Origin of the sequence: Vibrio sp. 1F169 (assembly GCF_041439605.1) — a bacterium.
In the GTDB taxonomy this organism is placed as follows: domain Bacteria; phylum Pseudomonadota; class Gammaproteobacteria; order Enterobacterales; family Vibrionaceae; genus Vibrio; species Vibrio tasmaniensis_A.
In genome coordinates this window covers 30,721-46,986 of record NZ_JBGOOI010000014.1, presented here as the reverse complement: position 1 = coordinate 46,986, position 16,266 = coordinate 30,721, and the positions used below count along the sequence as shown (strand labels likewise).

Sequence of the window (16,266 nt, the reverse complement as noted above, 5' to 3'; positions counted from 1 at the left end):
TTAATGATCCACATTATTACAGGTAGCACCTTAGGTGGTGCAGAGTACGTTGGCGATCACCTTAATGATCTTCTTGAAGAGCAAGGTCATGAAATAACCCTTCATAATCAACCTGAATACGATGATATCCCCCAACAAGGCTTTTGGTTGTTGGTCACTTCAACTCATGGTGCCGGTGAATTTCCAGATAATATTAAGCCGTTTATCGACGCATTGACCCAGCAATCTCCAGATTTAAGCCGGGTTCGCTTTGCTGTAGTGGCGCTTGGAGATTCGAGCTACGATACCTTCTGTTTGGCAGGTAAATCAGTCCACAGCCAACTAAACGAGCTCGGTGCTCAAGCTATTTCTGGCTGTTTTACCATCGATGTTCTTGAAACACCGGTCCCAGAAGATGCTGCAGAGGAATGGTTTAACGATCATAGTGACCAGTTTTAACACCTCAATCTTCTAAAAAGCGGCTTATGCCGCTTTTTTTGTCTCTGAAAATCGTGATTGTGAATAACTTTTTTGAAAATAAATCGAAATACATGTCCTTTTTTTCAATTTTCTCTGTGGATAAGATCATACATATACGGTGATCAACCTATAGTTATCCAAATAACAACTTTCTAGGTAATTACTCCTTGTGTATAAGTAGCCATTTTGATCCCAGCTAATCCTCATTGTGATCAAAGTTAGATCACACCCTTTGATCCAAAAAAGATCCATGATCTTGTTGATCATTTTCTACTTATCCACAGACACCCTCGATCCTAATAATAGATCTAATAAAAGATCTCTCTAAAGATCTTATCTATATTAATTAAAAACAGCTTTTTCGAAAAATTCCAAAAACGTTTTCTCAAGCTATGAAAACAGGTAGAATATCGCTCCTTTTTATCAATCTAGAAACGTTTGAGTACCTGAGGTCGGTTCATGCTTTATCACGAAAAATTTGACGTCATCGTTGTTGGTGGTGGCCATGCAGGAACGGAAGCCGCACTCGCATCTGCACGTACTGGTCAAAGTACGTTATTACTAACTCATAATATCGATACGTTGGGACAGATGTCTTGTAACCCAGCCATTGGTGGGATCGGTAAGGGCCACTTGGTAAAAGAGGTCGATGCTATGGGTGGATTAATGGCGCAAGCTATTGATCATGCAGGTATTCAGTTCAGAACATTAAACGCATCAAAAGGCCCTGCGGTACGTGCAACTCGTGCACAAGCTGACCGCGCACTTTACAAAGCCTTTGTCCGTAATGTTCTTGAAAACACACCAAACCTAACTCTGTTCCAACAGTCGGTTGATGACTTGATCGTTGAACAAGATCAAGTGGTGGGTGTGGTTACACAAATGGGCCTCAAATTCCGCGCTAATGCTGTGGTCTTAACGGTAGGCACATTCCTAGGCGGTAAGATTCATATTGGTATGGAAAGTTCATCGGGTGGACGTGCTGGTGATCCACCATCGATCGCGCTCGCTGACCGTCTTCGTGATCTTCCATTTCGTGTTGATCGCCTGAAAACGGGTACACCTCCTCGCATCGATGCACGCAGCGTTGATTTTTCTGAGCTTGAGGTTCAACACGGCGATAATCCGACTCCGGTTTTCTCATTCATGGGTAACCGAGCTCAGCAGCCGCGTCAGATTCCATGTTACATCACACACACTAACGAAAATACGCATGACGTTATTCGTGCCAATCTCGATCGCAGCCCGATGTACGCAGGTGTGATTGAAGGTATTGGCCCTCGTTACTGTCCGTCGATTGAAGATAAAGTGATGCGCTTTGCTGATAAAAACAGTCACCAAATTTTCATTGAGCCTGAAGGCCTAACGACGCACGAGTTATACCCGAATGGTATTTCAACCAGTTTGCCGTTTGATGTTCAGGTAAAAATCGTTCACTCAATGAAAGGTTTTGAGAACGCACACATCGTCCGTCCTGGCTACGCGATTGAGTACGACTTCTTTGACCCTCGCGATCTTAAACTGACTTACGAGACCAAGTTTATTAAGGGTCTGTTCTTTGCGGGGCAAATCAATGGCACCACCGGCTACGAAGAAGCTGCAGCACAAGGCTTAATGGCCGGTTTGAATGCGAGTTTGTTTACGCAAGGCAAAGAGGGCTGGAGCCCACGCCGCGATCAAGCTTACATGGGTGTACTTATCGATGACTTGTCGACGATGGGTACTAAAGAACCGTACCGAATGTTTACATCTCGCGCGGAGTACCGCTTGTTGCTTCGTGAAGACAACGCTGATATCCGTTTGACTGAAAAGTCACGTGAACTTGGCTTGGTCGACGATGCTCGTTGGACGCGATTCAACGAGAAGATGGAAAACATGGAGAAAGAGCGTCAACGTCTTAAAGAAACATGGATTAATCCAAAATCTGAAGATATTGATCAATTGAACCAGATCCTGAAAACACCAATGTCTCGTGAAGCGAGTGGTGAAGATCTTCTTCGTCGTCCTGAAATGACTTATTCACAGCTAACGTCGTTGGATCGTTTTGGTCCTGCACTGGAAGATCAACAAGCGTCTGAGCAAGTTGAGATCCAAGTGAAGTACGATGGCTATATCCAACGTCAACAAGATGAAATTGAAAAATCACTGCGTCATGAAAACACCAAACTGCCGGCTGACATCGATTACAGTAAGGTAAAAGGGCTTTCTAACGAAGTGGTTCTTAAACTAACTACCGCTAAACCAGACTCAATTGGTATTGCATCGCGAATCTCAGGTATCACACCTGCTGCAATTTCAATTCTGTTGGTTTACTTGAAAAAACACGGCCTGTTGAAAAAAGGTGAGGAAGCATAATGAGCGCATTACGCGAAAAACTGGATCACCTGATTGGCCAGACTGAACTTGAAGTATCTGAAAAGCAACGCAGCCAATTGGTTGGCTACGTTGAGTTACTAAACAAGTGGAACAAAGCATACAATCTGACGTCAGTTCGTGATCCGCAAGAAATGATGGTGAAACATATCTTAGATAGCATCATTGTTAGCACTCACTTACAAGGCAAGCGCTTTATTGACGTTGGCACAGGCCCTGGTCTTCCTGGGATTCCGCTCTCAATCATGAATCCTGACTGCGAGTTTTACTTGCTAGACAGCTTGGGTAAGCGTATTCGTTTTATCAAGCAAGTGATTCATGAGCTGGGTATCGACAACGTGGTGCCGATTCAAAGTCGCGTTGAAGAATTTCAACCAGAAGAAAAGTTTGATGCCGTGCTCAGTCGCGCATTTGCATCAATGACAGACATGGTAGAGTGGTGTCATCATTTACCTAAAGAGCAATCCGGTGTATTTTTGGCTCTTAAGGGACAACATCCTAGAGACGAAATCGACCTGTTACCTGAATGGTGTTCAGTGACAGACATTAAAGCTTTGCAAGTGCCAGAGCTTGATGGAGAGCGTCATCTAGTTACTTTATCGCGTCAGGGATAATCAGCGAGGCCATAGTGGGTAAAATCGTAGCAATTGCCAACCAGAAGGGTGGCGTAGGAAAAACAACAACTTGCATTAACTTAGCAGCATCAATGGCGGCAACAAAGCGCAAGATATTGGTTGTTGACCTCGATCCTCAAGGTAATGCCACGATGGCGAGCGGTGTTGACAAGTATCAGGTTGAAGCAACTGCTTACGATTTGCTAGTTGAAGACACCCCATTTGATGAGGTAGTTTGCCGAAGTACATCTGGCAATTATGACCTTATCGCCGCAAATGGTGATGTTACAGCGGCAGAAATCAAATTGATGGAAGTGTTTGCTCGTGAAGTTCGCCTAAAGAACGCGTTGGCATCCATTCGTAATAACTATGATTTCATCTTTATCGATTGCCCACCGTCATTAAATCTTCTTACAATTAATGCGATGGCTGCGGCCGATTCCGTATTGGTTCCTATGCAATGTGAATACTTTGCTCTGGAAGGTTTGACTGCGTTGATGGATACCATTAGCAAGCTCGCTGCGGTGGTCAATGAGAATCTGAAGATTGAAGGTCTTCTGCGTACTATGTACGACCCTCGCAACCGCTTATCGAACGAAGTATCTGATCAACTCAAAAAGCACTTCGGTAGCAAAGTCTATCGAACTGTGATCCCTAGAAATGTGCGTCTGGCAGAAGCGCCGAGTCATGGCAAGCCAGCAATGTACTACGACAAATATTCTGCAGGAGCTAAGGCATATCTTGCTCTTGCTGGCGAAATGTTACGTCGTGAAGAAGTCCCAGTATAGGTCCAACCAAAGGAATTCGCTCAATGTCTAAGCGTGGTTTAGGAAAGGGGCTAGATGCATTGCTTGCAACTAGCTCATTAGCTCGTGAAAAGCAGCAAGTTGCTTCTTATAGTCAGGCGTTGTCGGCTGATGGTGAGCTTATCGAATTGGCTGTTGGTTGCTTAAAGCCAGGTGTATATCAACCGCGTAAGGATATTGCGCCGGAAGCGCTAGAAGAGCTGGCAGCATCAATCCAATCTCAAGGTATTATTCAGCCAATCGTTGTACGCCCCTTAGCACACGACCAGTTTGAGATTATTGCTGGCGAACGTCGTTGGAGAGCTGCTCGTCAAGCTGGCCTTAAGCAAGTGCCATGTCTAATTAAGAGAGTCGAAGACAAGGCCGCGATTGCGATGGCGTTGATCGAGAACATTCAGCGTGAAGACTTGAATGCTATAGAAGAAGCACAAGCGTTAGAGCGCTTGCAGAACGAATTTGAGCTGACACATCAACAAGTTGCTGAAGTGATCGGTAAATCGAGAGCAACGGTTAGTAACTTATTACGTCTAAATCAGCTCGAAAATGAAGTAAAAGGTTTAGTTTCCAACAAACACCTGGAAATGGGGCATGCTAGAGCATTGCTTGCGCTCGAAGGCGATACCCAGGTTGAGGCAGCAAACACTGCGGCAACCAAAAAAATGACCGTGCGTCAAACTGAGCAGCTTGTTAAAAAGTGCTTAAAGCCAGACGTTGAATCAGAATCGAAGCAAGAAGACACTGAAGCTATCGAACTTTCACGAAGACTCACGGAAAAATTGCAAGCAAACGTTTCAGTTACTCGTTCTGTTAGTGGGAAGTCAAAAGTGACAATTACTCTTGATGAGCCTCACAAATTAGATCAACTTATTGCTAAATTAGAGTACTAAGTGAGATAATTGATTTAGGTCAATTATGTAATGAACAAGTGATTTCGTACAAAAGTTGTCGGTTTGTATACAAAAATGTAAATGATTGCTGCATTCTTATTGCAATCAATTTGGCTGAACGTATAATTTTCGCCAATTTATCAGCACGCTTTTAAGCGAGTATCAAAGTAGGCTTAAAAGAGGAACGAATACATGGTAGCGGCGTTAGCAAGACCAGGACGAGTGCTTGCAAAGCAAATGTTATTGATCGAGCTTAGCGCGGTTATATTAGTGGCGATAGGGTTAGGTTTAGCTGTTAATCCTGATTGGGGTTTTGCTGCATTAATCGGTGGCGGTATTTTTGTCATCGCGAATGTAGTTTTTTGTGTGTGTGCTTTTCTATTTTGTGGAGCTCGCGCAACTAAGTTAGTTGCGGCGTCGTTCTATGCAGGTGAAGCGCTCAAAATCTTAATCACAGTTCTACTATTCTCTATCGTCTACATGTATATGCAGGTGGAATTAATTCCCCTCAAACTGACCTATTTACTGGTTCTAGGTATTAATATCTTTGCGCCAGTGCTTTTCATTAACAATAAAAAATAGGATGAGTTATGGCTGCGCCAACAGCATCCGGATACATTGAACACCATTTACAAAACCTTTCTTTAGCTAAGTTTGGTCTTGTAGAGGAGACAAGTTTCTGGAACGTACATATAGACAGTCTGTTTTTTTCGGTGTTGACAGGGATGTTATTCCTTTGGGTTTTTCGCTCAGTCGCTAAGAAAGCAACAGTAGGTGTACCTGGTAAGCTTCAGTGTTTTGTTGAAATGGTAGTGGAATTCGTTGGTGACAACGTTAAAGAAACTTTCCATGGCCGCAACCCTCTGATTGCCCCACTAGCACTGACTATATTCTGCTGGATTATCATTATGAACTTGATGGACTTAGTGCCTATCGATTTCTTACCATATCCTGCAGAGCATTGGCTAGGTATCCCTTACTTGAAAGTGGTTCCTACAGCTGATGTTAATATAACAATGGCAATGGCTTTAGGTGTTTTTGCTCTGATGATCTACTACAGCATCAAAGTGAAAGGTCTAGGCGGATTTGCTAAAGAATTGGCACTGCATCCATTTAATCACCCAATCATGATTCCATTTAACTTGGTACTTGAGGTAATTTCGTTATTAGCGAAGCCACTATCTCTAGGTATGCGTTTATTTGGTAATATGTTTGCGGGTGAGGTGGTGTTTATTCTTATCGCGGCAATGCTACCGTGGTACTTACAATGGGTAGGTGCACTACCTTGGGCTATCTTCCATATCTTGGTTATTTTGATTCAAGCGTTTGTTTTCATGATGTTGACAATCGTTTACTTATCAATGGCTCATGAAGATAGTGATCACTAAAAAATTTTTAAGCTTTATTCTAACTATTAATGTTAATCGGAGAACGTAAATGGAAACTGTACTAAGTTTTTCAGCAATCGCTGTTGCTATCATTGTTGGTCTTTGTGCCGTAGGTACTGCAATTGGTTTTGCTATTCTTGGTGGTAAATTCCTAGAAGGCGCTGCGCGTCAACCTGAAATGGCTCCAATGCTACAAGTTAAGATGTTCATCATCGCTGGTCTATTGGATGCTGTTCCAATGATCGGTATCGTAATCGCACTACTATTCACGTTTGCTAACCCATTTGTTGGTCAACTAGCAGGCTAATTAACTTCTAAATAGTTAATTAAATTTTTGTAGTTGATTCTTAACGAGGGGTAGCTGTTGTGAATATGAACGCAACTCTGCTAGGTCAAGCAATTGCTTTTTCACTGTTTGTTTGGTTCTGCATGAAATATGTATGGCCACCAATCATGCAAGCAATTGAAGAACGTCAGAAAAAAATTGCTGACGGTCTGGTAGCCGCTGAACGCGCTGCTAAAGACTTGAACCTGGCACAAGCCAACGCTTCTGAGCAAATGAAAGAAGCAAAGCGCACTGCAACTGAGGTTATTGATCAGGCAAACAAACGTAAAGCTCAAATTATTGATGAAGCACGCGAAGAGGCTCAGGCAGAACGCCAGAAGATCTTAGCGCAAGCTGAAGCAGAAATTGAAGCAGAGCGTACACGTGCCCGTGATGACCTGCGCAAACAAGTCGCAACTCTGGCTATAGCTGGTGCTGAGAAAATCCTTGAACGTACAATCGATAAAGATGTACACGATGATCTTCTTAACAACATTACTGCAAAACTTTAAAGCAAGGGGCTGTATATGTCTGATTTGACTACAATCGCACGCCCCTATGCTAAAGCAGCGTTTGACTTTGCGGTAGATAAAGGTGAGCTAGACCAATGGGGTCAAATGCTTACTTTTGCTGCCGAAGTGGCACAAAATGATGATGTTCACAATTTATTAAGCGGTTCTATGACTGCTGAAAAATTAGCTGAAGTATTCATTGTAATTTGTGGCGAACAATTTGATGAATTCGGTCAGAACTTAATTAAAGTGATGGCAGAGAATGGCCGCTTAATGGCTTTTCCTGATGTTTGTAAAGAGTTCTTTATACTCAAAAAAGAGTATGAGAAAGAGATCGACGTTGAAGTAACTTCAGCGGTAGAACTTTCTGAAGAGCAACGTGCAGAGATTAGCAGCAAATTGGAACAGCGCTTAGCGCGCAAAGTTCAGCTGAATTGCAGTATAGATGAGACTCTACTTAGTGGAGTTATTATTCGAGCCGGAGACCTAGTCATCGATAACTCAGCGCGCAGTCGTTTAGACCGCCTGAGCGATGCATTGCAGTCTTAATGGGGATTGGAGCATGCAACTTAATTCCACTGAAATTAGCGATCTAATTAAACAACGTATTGAATCTTTCGACGTTGTTAGTGAAGCTCGCAATGAAGGTACTATCGTTTCTGTAAGCGATGGCATCCTTAGCATCCACGGCCTAGCGGACGTGATGCAAGGTGAAATGATCGAACTACCGGGTGGCCGTTACGCGCTAGCACTAAACTTGAACCGTGATTCGGTTGGTGCTGTTGTAATGGGCCCGTATGCTGACCTACAGGAAGGCATGAAAGTTACAGGTACTGGTCGTATTCTAGAAGTACCAGTAGGTCCTGAAATGCTTGGTCGTGTTGTAAACACACTAGGTGAGCCAATTGATGGTAAAGGTCCAATCGAAGCTAAATTGACTTCGCCTGTAGAAATTATCGCACCAGGTGTAATCGACCGTAAATCGGTAGATCAACCTGTTCAAACTGGTTACAAGTCTGTTGACTCAATGATCCCTATCGGTCGTGGTCAACGTGAACTAGTAATCGGTGACCGTCAGACTGGTAAAACAGCAATGGCGATCGATGCGATTATTAACCAAAAAGATTCTGGTATTTTCTCTATCTATGTAGCTATCGGCCAAAAAGCGTCGACTATTGCTAACGTAGTTCGCAAACTAGAAGAGCACGGCGCACTAGCAAACACTGTTGTTGTTGTTGCATCGGCTTCTGAATCTGCAGCGCTGCAATACCTTGCACCGTATGCTGGTTGTGCGATGGGCGAATACTTCCGTGATCGCGGTGAAGATGCACTGATTGTTTATGATGATCTATCTAAGCAAGCTGTCGCTTACCGTCAAATCTCGCTACTACTTAAGCGTCCACCAGGTCGTGAAGCGTTCCCAGGTGATGTTTTCTACCTTCACTCTCGTCTACTAGAGCGTGCAGCTCGTGTAAGCGAAGCATACGTAGAAAAATTCACTAACGGCGAAGTGACAGGCAAGACTGGTTCTTTAACAGCTCTTCCTATCATCGAAACGCAAGCTGGTGACGTATCTGCATTCGTACCAACGAACGTAATCTCGATTACTGATGGTCAGATCTTCCTACAAACTGAGCTATTCAACGCGGGCGTACGTCCAGCTGTTGACCCAGGTATCTCAGTTTCTCGTGTAGGTGGTTCGGCGCAGACTAAAATCATCAAGAAGCTATCTGGCGGTATCCGTACTGCTCTAGCTCAATACCGTGAACTTGCAGCATTTGCTCAGTTCTCTTCGGATCTTGATGAAGCGACTAAGAAGCAGCTAGACCACGGTCAAAAAGTTACAGAACTGATGAAGCAGAAGCAATACGCTCCTATGTCTGTATTTGACCAAGCTCTAGTAATCTTCGCTGCAGAGCGTGGATACCTTCAAGACGTTGAACTTTCTAAAGTTCTAGACTTTGAAGCTGCTTTACTGTCGTTTGCTCGTGGTCAATACGCTGATCTAGTAACACAGATCGACGCAACGGGTGCTTTCAACAAAGAAATCGAAGTTGAGCTGAAGAAGCTTGTTGACGATTTCAAGGCAACCCAGACCTGGTAATTGGTAGGTGGTCTTAGGGCCACCTCATACCATTAACGGAGAGTAACGATGGCCGGCGCAAAAGAGATACGTAATAAAATCGGTAGTGTTAAAAGCACACAGAAGATTACGAAAGCAATGGAAATGGTAGCAGCTTCAAAAATGCGTCGTTCTCAAGACGCAATGGAAGCTACTCGTCCATATGCAGAAACAATGCGTAAAGTGATCGGTCATTTGGCTAATGGTAGCCTCGAGTATAAGCATCCTTATCTTGAGGAACGTGAAGCCAAACGTGTTGGTTACATCATCGTTTCTACAGACCGTGGTCTTTGTGGTGGTTTGAACATTAACTTGTTCAAGAAAGCCATGAACGACATGAAAGATTGGTCTGAGAAAGGTGCTGATGTTGAGCTTGCAATTGTAGGCTCTAAAGCAACAGCATTTTTCAACAACAGCGGCGCGAAAGTAGCAGCTCAAGTTTCTGGTCTGGGCGATCGTCCAAGCCTTGAAGACTTGATTGGCTCTGTGAGCGTTATGCTGAAGAAATATGATGAAGGCGAACTAGATCGCCTGTTCGTAGTGTTCAACAAGTTTGAAAACACTATGGTTCAAGAACCAACGATCGATCAATTACTTCCTTTGCCTAAATCAGACAGCGAAGAAATGAAACGCAGTCATTCTTGGGACTACATTTATGAGCCCGAGCCAAAGCCACTACTAGATGCACTATTGGTTCGCTATGTCGAATCTCAAGTGTACCAAGGTGTGGTCGAGAACCTTGCTTGTGAGCAAGCGGCTCGAATGATTGCAATGAAATCAGCAACAGATAATGCTGGTGACATTATTGATGACTTAGAACTTGTGTATAACAAAGCCCGTCAATCGGCGATTACACAAGAACTTTCTGAGATCGTTTCAGGCGCAGCTGCGGTTTAAGCTTAGGTAAAACTAAATAGTTAGAGGATTAACGATGGCTACAGGTAAGATCGTACAGATCATCGGTGCGGTAGTCGACGTAGAGTTCCCACAGGGCGAAGTACCTCGTGTATACGATGCTCTGAATGTTAATGAAGTGAAAGAGCGTCTAGTTCTTGAAGTTCAGCAACAACTTGGCGGTGGCGTAGTTCGCGCAATCGTAATGGGTAGCTCTGATGGTTTACGTCGTGGTTTGACAGTTGAAAATACTGGCGCTCCAATCTCAGTACCAGTAGGTACTAAGACATTGGGTCGTATCATGAATGTCCTAGGTGACGCGATTGATGAGTGTGGCGAGATTGGTGCTGAAGAGCATTACGCCATTCACCGTGAAGCTCCAAGCTACGAAGAGCAGTCTAACGAGACAGCTCTTCTAGAAACTGGTGTTAAAGTAATCGACTTGATTTGTCCATTCGCTAAGGGTGGTAAAATCGGTCTATTCGGTGGTGCTGGTGTAGGTAAGACCGTTAACATGATGGAACTTATCAACAACATCGCACTTCAACACTCAGGCCTATCTGTATTTGCAGGTGTAGGTGAGCGTACTCGTGAAGGTAACGATTTCTACTTTGAGATGCAGGAAGCAGGTGTTGTAAACATCGAAAAACCTGAAGAATCAAAAGTAGCGATGGTTTACGGCCAGATGAACGAGCCACCAGGTAACCGTCTACGTGTTGCACTGACTGGTCTAACAATGGCAGAGCGTTTCCGTGACGAAGGTCGTGACGTTCTACTGTTCGTTGATAACATCTACCGTTACACACTAGCAGGTACTGAAGTATCAGCACTTCTAGGTCGTATGCCTTCTGCGGTAGGTTACCAACCTACACTAGCTGAAGAAATGGGTGTTCTACAAGAGCGTATCACGTCAACTAAAGCTGGTTCTATCACGTCTGTACAGGCGGTATACGTACCTGCGGATGACTTGACTGACCCGTCTCCAGCAACAACGTTCGCTCACTTGGATGCAACGGTTGTACTTAACCGTAACATCGCATCTATGGGTCTATACCCAGCGATCGACCCGCTAGATTCTACTTCACGTCAACTGGATCCATTGGTAGTTGGACAAGAACACTACGACATCGCTCGTGGCGTTCAGTCTACTCTTCAGCGCTATAAAGAGCTGAAAGATATCATTGCTATCCTAGGTATGGACGAGCTATCTGAAGAAGATAAGCAAGTTGTATCTCGTGCTCGTAAGATTGAGAAGTTCCTAACTCAGCCTTACCACGTAGCGGAAGTATTTACAGGTGACCCAGGCGTTTACGTACCTCTTAAAGAGACTCTACGTGGCTTCCAAGGTCTTCTATCTGGTGAATACGATGACATTCCAGAGCAAGCGTTCATGTACTGTGGTGCAATTGACGAAGCTATCGAGAATGCTAAGAAGCTATAAGGCTAACTAGGAGGCGATATGGCAGCAATAACCTTTCACCTAGACGTTGTAAGTGCCGAGAAACAAATTTTCTCTGGTCTTGTTGAGACGTTTCAGGTGACCGGTAGTGAGGGTGAGCTTGGTATTTTCCATGGTCACACTCCACTGCTGACCGCTATCAAGCCTGGTATGGTGCGTATTGTTAAGCAGCACGGCCACGAAGAAATTATTTATGTTTCTGGTGGTATGGTAGAAGTTCAGCCTGGTACAGCGACTGTACTGGCTGATACAGCTATCCGTGGTGAAGAGCTAGACGCAGCAAAGGCGGAAGAAGCTAAACGCAAGGCTGTGGAGAATATCCAAAATCAGCATGGCGACATAGACTTCGCACAAGCGGCCGGTGAACTGGCTAAAGCCATTGCTCAGTTACGAGTTATCGAACTGACAAAACAGCGTCGTTAATCTTTTTTAAGATTATAGACTCTGAGATAAAGGCGACCTAAGGGTCGCCTTTTTGCATTTTTAGGTTCTGAAAAATGCATCTTTTAAGCATCACTACTGGTTAAATGGTTATTGTGATTTAATTTTTCGGCCAAAAACGGTTACAATATCGGCTTAATAAAAATACTGTTGGATAGGTTTACAATGAAGTTTAGCGCAGTGATTCTCGCGGCGGGCAAAGGCACTCGCATGTATTCAAACACACCAAAGGTTCTGCACACGCTTGCGGGTAAGCCAATGGTGAAGCATGTTATCGATACATGTAATGGTTTAGGCGCTCAAAATATCAACCTGGTTTACGGCCACGGTGGTGATCAGATGAAGGCTACTCTAGCTGAAGAGTCTGTAAATTGGGCACTGCAAGCTGAGCAGTTGGGTACTGGCCACGCTGTGGATCAGGCATCTGCACATTTCGCTGATGATGAAAAAGTACTAGTGCTATACGGTGATGTTCCGCTTATCTCGCCAGAAACCATTGAAAACCTATTAGACGCTCAACCAAACGGTGGTATCGCATTACTAACGGTCGTGTTAGACAACCCGATGGGCTACGGTCGTATCATTCGTCGCAATGGCCCGGTTGTCGCTATCGTTGAGCAAAAAGATGCAACCGATGAGCAGAAGCTTATCAAAGAGATTAACACTGGTGTTATGGTGGCTACTGGTGGCGATCTGAAGCGTTGGTTGTCTGGCCTAAGCAACGATAACGCACAGGGTGAATACTACCTGACTGACGTTATTGCAGCGGCTCACGATGAAGGTCGTGCGGTTGAGGCTGTACATCCAGTAAGCCCCATTGAAGTTGAAGGCGTGAACGACCGCTCACAACTGGCTCGTCTAGAGCGCGCTTACCAAGCTGAACAAGCAGACAAGCTATTGAAGCAAGGCGTAATGTTACGTGACCCAAGCCGCTTTGACCTACGTGGTGAGCTTCAATGTGGTATGGATGTTGAGATTGATACCAACGTAATCATTGAAGGCAGCGTAAGCATTGGTGATAACGTGGTTATCGGCACTGGTTGTGTACTTAAAGACTGTGAGATTGATGACAACACTATCGTTCGCCCATACAGCGTAATCGAAGGTGCGACAATTGGTGAAGACTGTACGGTTGGTCCTTTCACTCGCTTACGTCCAGGAGCTGACATGCGTAACAATTCGCATGTAGGTAACTTTGTTGAAGTGAAGAACACTCGTCTTGGTGAGGGTTCTAAAGCGAATCACCTTACTTACCTAGGTGATGCTGAGATCGGTCAACGTGTAAATGTGGGTGCGGGTGCTATCACTTGTAACTACGATGGCGCGAACAAGTTTAAGACCATCATTGGCGATGACGTATTTGTTGGCTCAGACAGCCAATTAATCGCACCTGTTACTATTGGCAACGGCGCAACTGTCGGTGCGGGCTCTACAGTAACGCGCGATGTTTCTGAAAATGAGCTAGTTATCAGCCGTGCGAAAGAGCGCAAGATTGCCAACTGGCAGCGTCCGACTAAGAAAAAGTAGTCTCAACTATAAATCAGATGACTGCGATAGAGCTAATAGCACTGCTATTGGTTTTTCTTAGATATCTAGATATAAAAAAAGAGCGATTAATCTCGCTCTTTTTTGTTTTCTTTAACCTAGAAACTAGTCTTGTTTCTCGTCAGCGACCACTCGAGAGTTGTCTGGTGTCGCGAAGTGTTCAGAAAGCTCTTTGTTCGAAACAATATAGCCAACCCACAATGCACCCAAACAAATCACAACCGCGATACCCGTTGCGCTTAGTGCTTGGCTAGCCATTGCCGCGACCAATGCACTTGATAGGCCACTGATACTGATTTGCAGGCTGTTTTGTAGGCCAGCAGCTGTTGCTGGGCTTTGCTTAGCACTTGATAGAGCACGGTTTACTACTATTGGGTAAAGTGCACCGTTTGCTACAGCAATCAAACAGAAAGGCGCAAGCAGAGGCCAGATTGACGTCAGCTCCCACTGTGACGCAATGAAGATAAGCATCGCTGCAACGCTGAACAAACCGATAAGATTTCTTAGTACAACGCCATCGCCATATTTCTTCACCGCTTGCTTACCGAAATAACCACCCGCCATGAACGCGATTGTCTGTGGGATAAAGCTCAAACCGATGTCTTTTGCTTCATAACCTAGCTGAGCCATTATCTCTGGCATACCCGTTAGGTAAGCGAAGAACGCTGCAGATGCCGAAGCAAACATTAAAACATTACCCATGTAAGGTTTTGATTTTATCAACATCTTGATGTCTGTCTTAATCGATGTCTGTTTTACTTCAGGCGCTTCTTTTGGTTGAGCCATTGTTGTTGCAATTAGTAGTGCGCCCATCAAAGTCAATGTAATGAAGATACTGTGCCAGCCAAAGCTGTCTGCTAGCAACACACCCAGTTGAGGTGCTAATGCTGGAGATAGCGCTACTAGAGGCATGATAGTAGCAAAAATTTGCTGGCTACTGCTCTGAGAGTAACGCTTGATAACCATGGCTTGCCAAATTACCGCAGGCGCACATACACCGATCGCTTGAATGAAGCGCAGTGTCAGTAGATGCCATACTTCGGTACTGAATGCTAAGCCAAATGAAGCTGCGGTGAATATTACTAGACCGACTGCCAGCGTGTTGCGGTGACCATACTTGTCACTTGCGAGACCCCAAAGAAGCTGACCTAGTGCCATACCACCAAGGAATACAGTTAGAGACAGAGCAATTTGCTCTGGGCCAGTTGCGAAATCAACTTCCATTGCCTTAAATGCAGGAAGGTACATATCAGTCGCAATAAAGCCAAGCATTGAAAGAACTGCAAGGTAGACTAATTGAAATTTAGAAATATTCATAAGATGCCATTAAACTAAAGGTAATGATGTTTTTATCATCAAAAAAATTGTTTGATATACAGAAGTGAAAGCCCCTGTTTATTTATGCTGACATTCTATTTTTCAGACCTGATAAAATAAAACGCTAAAATATGTGGTTATCAATCAAAAAATTTGAAGGCTTATGTTCTCTAAATCCTCGTTAGAAATGCTCGACACTGTGGCGCGCTTGGGTAGTTTTACCGCAGCTGCTGAACAGTTGCACAAAGTGCCCTCAGCGATCAGCTATGGGGTTAGGCAGGTAGAGCAAGAGCTTGATGTTCTACTTTTCAGACGCTTACCAAGAAAAGTAGAGCTGACACCTGCAGGAGAGCTGTTTATTGAAGAGGCTCGTCAACTGCTGAGACAGATGGAAGAACTCAGTGCCCAGACTCGCCGAGCAGCGCGTGGTTGGAAGAAAACCTTGCGCCTAACGCTTGATAACGTGGTTAAGCTCGACAAGATGAAGCCTATGATTGAAGAGTTTTATCAAACCTTTGAGTTCGCTGAGCTGCAGATTAACATGGAAGTGTTTAACGGCTCTTGGGAAGCCATTGCACAGGGCAGGGCGGATGTCGTGATTGGTGCAACCTCGGCGATTCCGGTTGGTGGTGACTTTGAAGTTAAGGATATGGGGCGGTTAGATTGGGCATTTGTGATGTCACCCAGTCACCCGTGTGTGCGAGAGCAAAACCTTAATGAAGCCTTTGTCAGTCAATACCCAGCAATATGTTTGGATGATACCTCCAGCGTGCTGCCTAAGCGTCACACTGGCCATTATGCAAGTCAGAGACGTCTACTATTGCCTAATTGGTACAGCGCAATAGAATGCCTTAAAAATGGTGTAGGGGTGGGTTACATGCCAAGGCATATCGCCGCACCTATTATTGAGCAAGGTTTGCTGGTAGAAAAAATATTACCTGAGCCAAGCCCGCAGAGTCATTGCTGCTTAGTGTGGCGTAAAGACGACAACCATAAGTTGATCGAGTGGATGGTTAAGTATTTAGGATCGAGTGAACAGCTTCACCAAGATTGGTTGGATCATCGCAAAGCGATCTAATGATGTGATCCGTTGAAGATCATTCGGGTTAGGTTTTAGTCTCGCC

At 44.5% G+C, this 16,266-nt stretch carries 17 protein-coding genes; 16 read left to right on the top strand and 1 reads right to left on the bottom strand.

The features are described 5' to 3' along the window. Positions 1-3: 3 nt before the first annotated feature. The 15 genes from mioC (at position 4) to glmU (ending at position 13,807) form a co-directional block, all read left to right on the top strand. On the top strand, positions 4-438 hold the full coding sequence (gene mioC / locus ACED53_RS08320; RefSeq protein ID WP_029225327.1) for an FMN-binding protein MioC: 435 nt from the start codon (positions 4-6) through the stop codon (positions 436-438). Between the two features lie 480 nt (positions 439-918). Then, positions 919-2,814, top strand: a complete 1,896-nt coding sequence (mnmG, locus tag ACED53_RS08315; RefSeq protein ID WP_012605106.1) for a tRNA uridine-5-carboxymethylaminomethyl(34) synthesis enzyme MnmG — start codon at positions 919-921, stop codon at positions 2,812-2,814. Beyond that, entirely contained in the window at positions 2,814-3,446 is a 633-nt protein-coding gene (gene rsmG, locus ACED53_RS08310) for a 16S rRNA (guanine(527)-N(7))-methyltransferase RsmG (RefSeq protein ID WP_009848127.1), read from the top strand. The genes mnmG and rsmG overlap by 1 nt, the downstream gene beginning before the upstream one ends. Positions 3,447-3,460: 14 nt before the next feature. Further along, entirely contained in the window at positions 3,461-4,234 is a 774-nt protein-coding gene (locus ACED53_RS08305; RefSeq protein WP_009848126.1) for a ParA family protein, read from the top strand. Positions 4,235-4,257: 23 nt separating this feature from the next. After that, entirely contained in the window at positions 4,258-5,139 is an 882-nt protein-coding gene (locus tag ACED53_RS08300; protein WP_012605105.1) for a ParB/RepB/Spo0J family partition protein, read from the top strand. 192 nt (positions 5,140-5,331) lie between these two features. After that, complete coding sequence (locus ACED53_RS08295; RefSeq protein ID WP_008221392.1) at positions 5,332-5,721, top strand: F0F1 ATP synthase subunit I; 390 nt, start codon at positions 5,332-5,334, stop codon at positions 5,719-5,721. Between the two features lie 8 nt (positions 5,722-5,729). After that, positions 5,730-6,527: a F0F1 ATP synthase subunit A gene (gene atpB, locus ACED53_RS08290; RefSeq protein ID WP_009848124.1), complete on the top strand. Its 798-nt coding sequence runs from the start codon at positions 5,730-5,732 to the stop codon at positions 6,525-6,527. A 49-nt stretch (positions 6,528-6,576) separates the two neighbouring features. Then, complete coding sequence (gene atpE / locus ACED53_RS08285) at positions 6,577-6,834, top strand: F0F1 ATP synthase subunit C (protein ID WP_004411110.1); 258 nt, start codon at positions 6,577-6,579, stop codon at positions 6,832-6,834. A gap of 59 nt (positions 6,835-6,893) precedes the next feature. Beyond that, a complete protein-coding gene (gene atpF, locus ACED53_RS08280; RefSeq protein ID WP_010433231.1) occupies positions 6,894-7,364 on the top strand; it encodes a F0F1 ATP synthase subunit B in 471 nt (156 codons plus the stop codon). A 15-nt stretch (positions 7,365-7,379) separates the two neighbouring features. Beyond that, positions 7,380-7,913, top strand: a complete 534-nt coding sequence (atpH, locus tag ACED53_RS08275; RefSeq protein ID WP_009848122.1) for a F0F1 ATP synthase subunit delta — start codon at positions 7,380-7,382, stop codon at positions 7,911-7,913. Positions 7,914-7,926: 13 nt separating this feature from the next. Then, complete coding sequence (atpA, locus tag ACED53_RS08270) at positions 7,927-9,468, top strand: F0F1 ATP synthase subunit alpha (protein ID WP_029225328.1); 1,542 nt, start codon at positions 7,927-7,929, stop codon at positions 9,466-9,468. A gap of 48 nt (positions 9,469-9,516) precedes the next feature. Continuing rightward, a complete protein-coding gene (gene atpG, locus ACED53_RS08265; protein ID WP_009848120.1) occupies positions 9,517-10,383 on the top strand; it encodes a F0F1 ATP synthase subunit gamma in 867 nt (288 codons plus the stop codon). Between the two features lie 34 nt (positions 10,384-10,417). Further along, a complete protein-coding gene (gene atpD / locus ACED53_RS08260) occupies positions 10,418-11,821 on the top strand; it encodes a F0F1 ATP synthase subunit beta (protein ID WP_009848119.1) in 1,404 nt (467 codons plus the stop codon). Positions 11,822-11,839: 18 nt separating this feature from the next. Beyond that, positions 11,840-12,262: a F0F1 ATP synthase subunit epsilon gene (locus tag ACED53_RS08255; protein ID WP_004735742.1), complete on the top strand. Its 423-nt coding sequence runs from the start codon at positions 11,840-11,842 to the stop codon at positions 12,260-12,262. Positions 12,263-12,445: 183 nt separating this feature from the next. Further along, positions 12,446-13,807, top strand: coding sequence for a bifunctional UDP-N-acetylglucosamine diphosphorylase/glucosamine-1-phosphate N-acetyltransferase GlmU (gene glmU / locus ACED53_RS08250; protein WP_029222948.1), 1,362 nt, complete (start codon positions 12,446-12,448; stop codon positions 13,805-13,807). Between the two features lie 123 nt (positions 13,808-13,930). Here glmU and punC read toward each other — a convergent pair whose 3' ends face one another. Then, a complete protein-coding gene (gene punC, locus ACED53_RS08245; RefSeq protein WP_017099678.1) occupies positions 13,931-15,142 on the bottom strand; it encodes a purine nucleoside transporter PunC in 1,212 nt (403 codons plus the stop codon). 163 nt (positions 15,143-15,305) lie between these two features. On the opposite strand from punC, the gene punR reads away from it, so the two are divergent. Then, the gene (punR, locus tag ACED53_RS08240; protein WP_012605101.1) at positions 15,306-16,220 is read left to right on the top strand and encodes a DNA-binding transcriptional activator PunR; all 915 of its coding nucleotides are present in this window, start codon (positions 15,306-15,308) and stop codon (positions 16,218-16,220) included. Positions 16,221-16,266: the final 46 nt, after the last annotated feature.

Coding starts and splice junctions, on each gene's coding strand:
- atpD (WP_009848119.1), top strand. CDS start 10,418: ATGGCTACAGGTAAGATCGTACAGATCATCGGTGCGGTAGTCGACGTA.
- mioC (WP_029225327.1), top strand. CDS start 4: ATGATCCACATTATTACAGGTAGCACCTTAGGTGGTGCAGAGTACGTT.
- ACED53_RS08300 (WP_012605105.1), top strand. CDS start 4,258: ATGTCTAAGCGTGGTTTAGGAAAGGGGCTAGATGCATTGCTTGCAACT.
- rsmG (WP_009848127.1), top strand. CDS start 2,814: ATGAGCGCATTACGCGAAAAACTGGATCACCTGATTGGCCAGACTGAA.
- ACED53_RS08255 (WP_004735742.1), top strand. CDS start 11,840: ATGGCAGCAATAACCTTTCACCTAGACGTTGTAAGTGCCGAGAAACAA.
- atpB (WP_009848124.1), top strand. CDS start 5,730: ATGGCTGCGCCAACAGCATCCGGATACATTGAACACCATTTACAAAAC.
- atpG (WP_009848120.1), top strand. CDS start 9,517: ATGGCCGGCGCAAAAGAGATACGTAATAAAATCGGTAGTGTTAAAAGC.
- atpE (WP_004411110.1), top strand. CDS start 6,577: ATGGAAACTGTACTAAGTTTTTCAGCAATCGCTGTTGCTATCATTGTT.
- atpA (WP_029225328.1), top strand. CDS start 7,927: ATGCAACTTAATTCCACTGAAATTAGCGATCTAATTAAACAACGTATT.
- punC (WP_017099678.1), bottom strand. CDS start 15,142: ATGAATATTTCTAAATTTCAATTAGTCTACCTTGCAGTTCTTTCAATG.
- mnmG (WP_012605106.1), top strand. CDS start 919: ATGCTTTATCACGAAAAATTTGACGTCATCGTTGTTGGTGGTGGCCAT.
- glmU (WP_029222948.1), top strand. CDS start 12,446: ATGAAGTTTAGCGCAGTGATTCTCGCGGCGGGCAAAGGCACTCGCATG.
- ACED53_RS08295 (WP_008221392.1), top strand. CDS start 5,332: ATGGTAGCGGCGTTAGCAAGACCAGGACGAGTGCTTGCAAAGCAAATG.
- punR (WP_012605101.1), top strand. CDS start 15,306: ATGTTCTCTAAATCCTCGTTAGAAATGCTCGACACTGTGGCGCGCTTG.
- atpH (WP_009848122.1), top strand. CDS start 7,380: ATGTCTGATTTGACTACAATCGCACGCCCCTATGCTAAAGCAGCGTTT.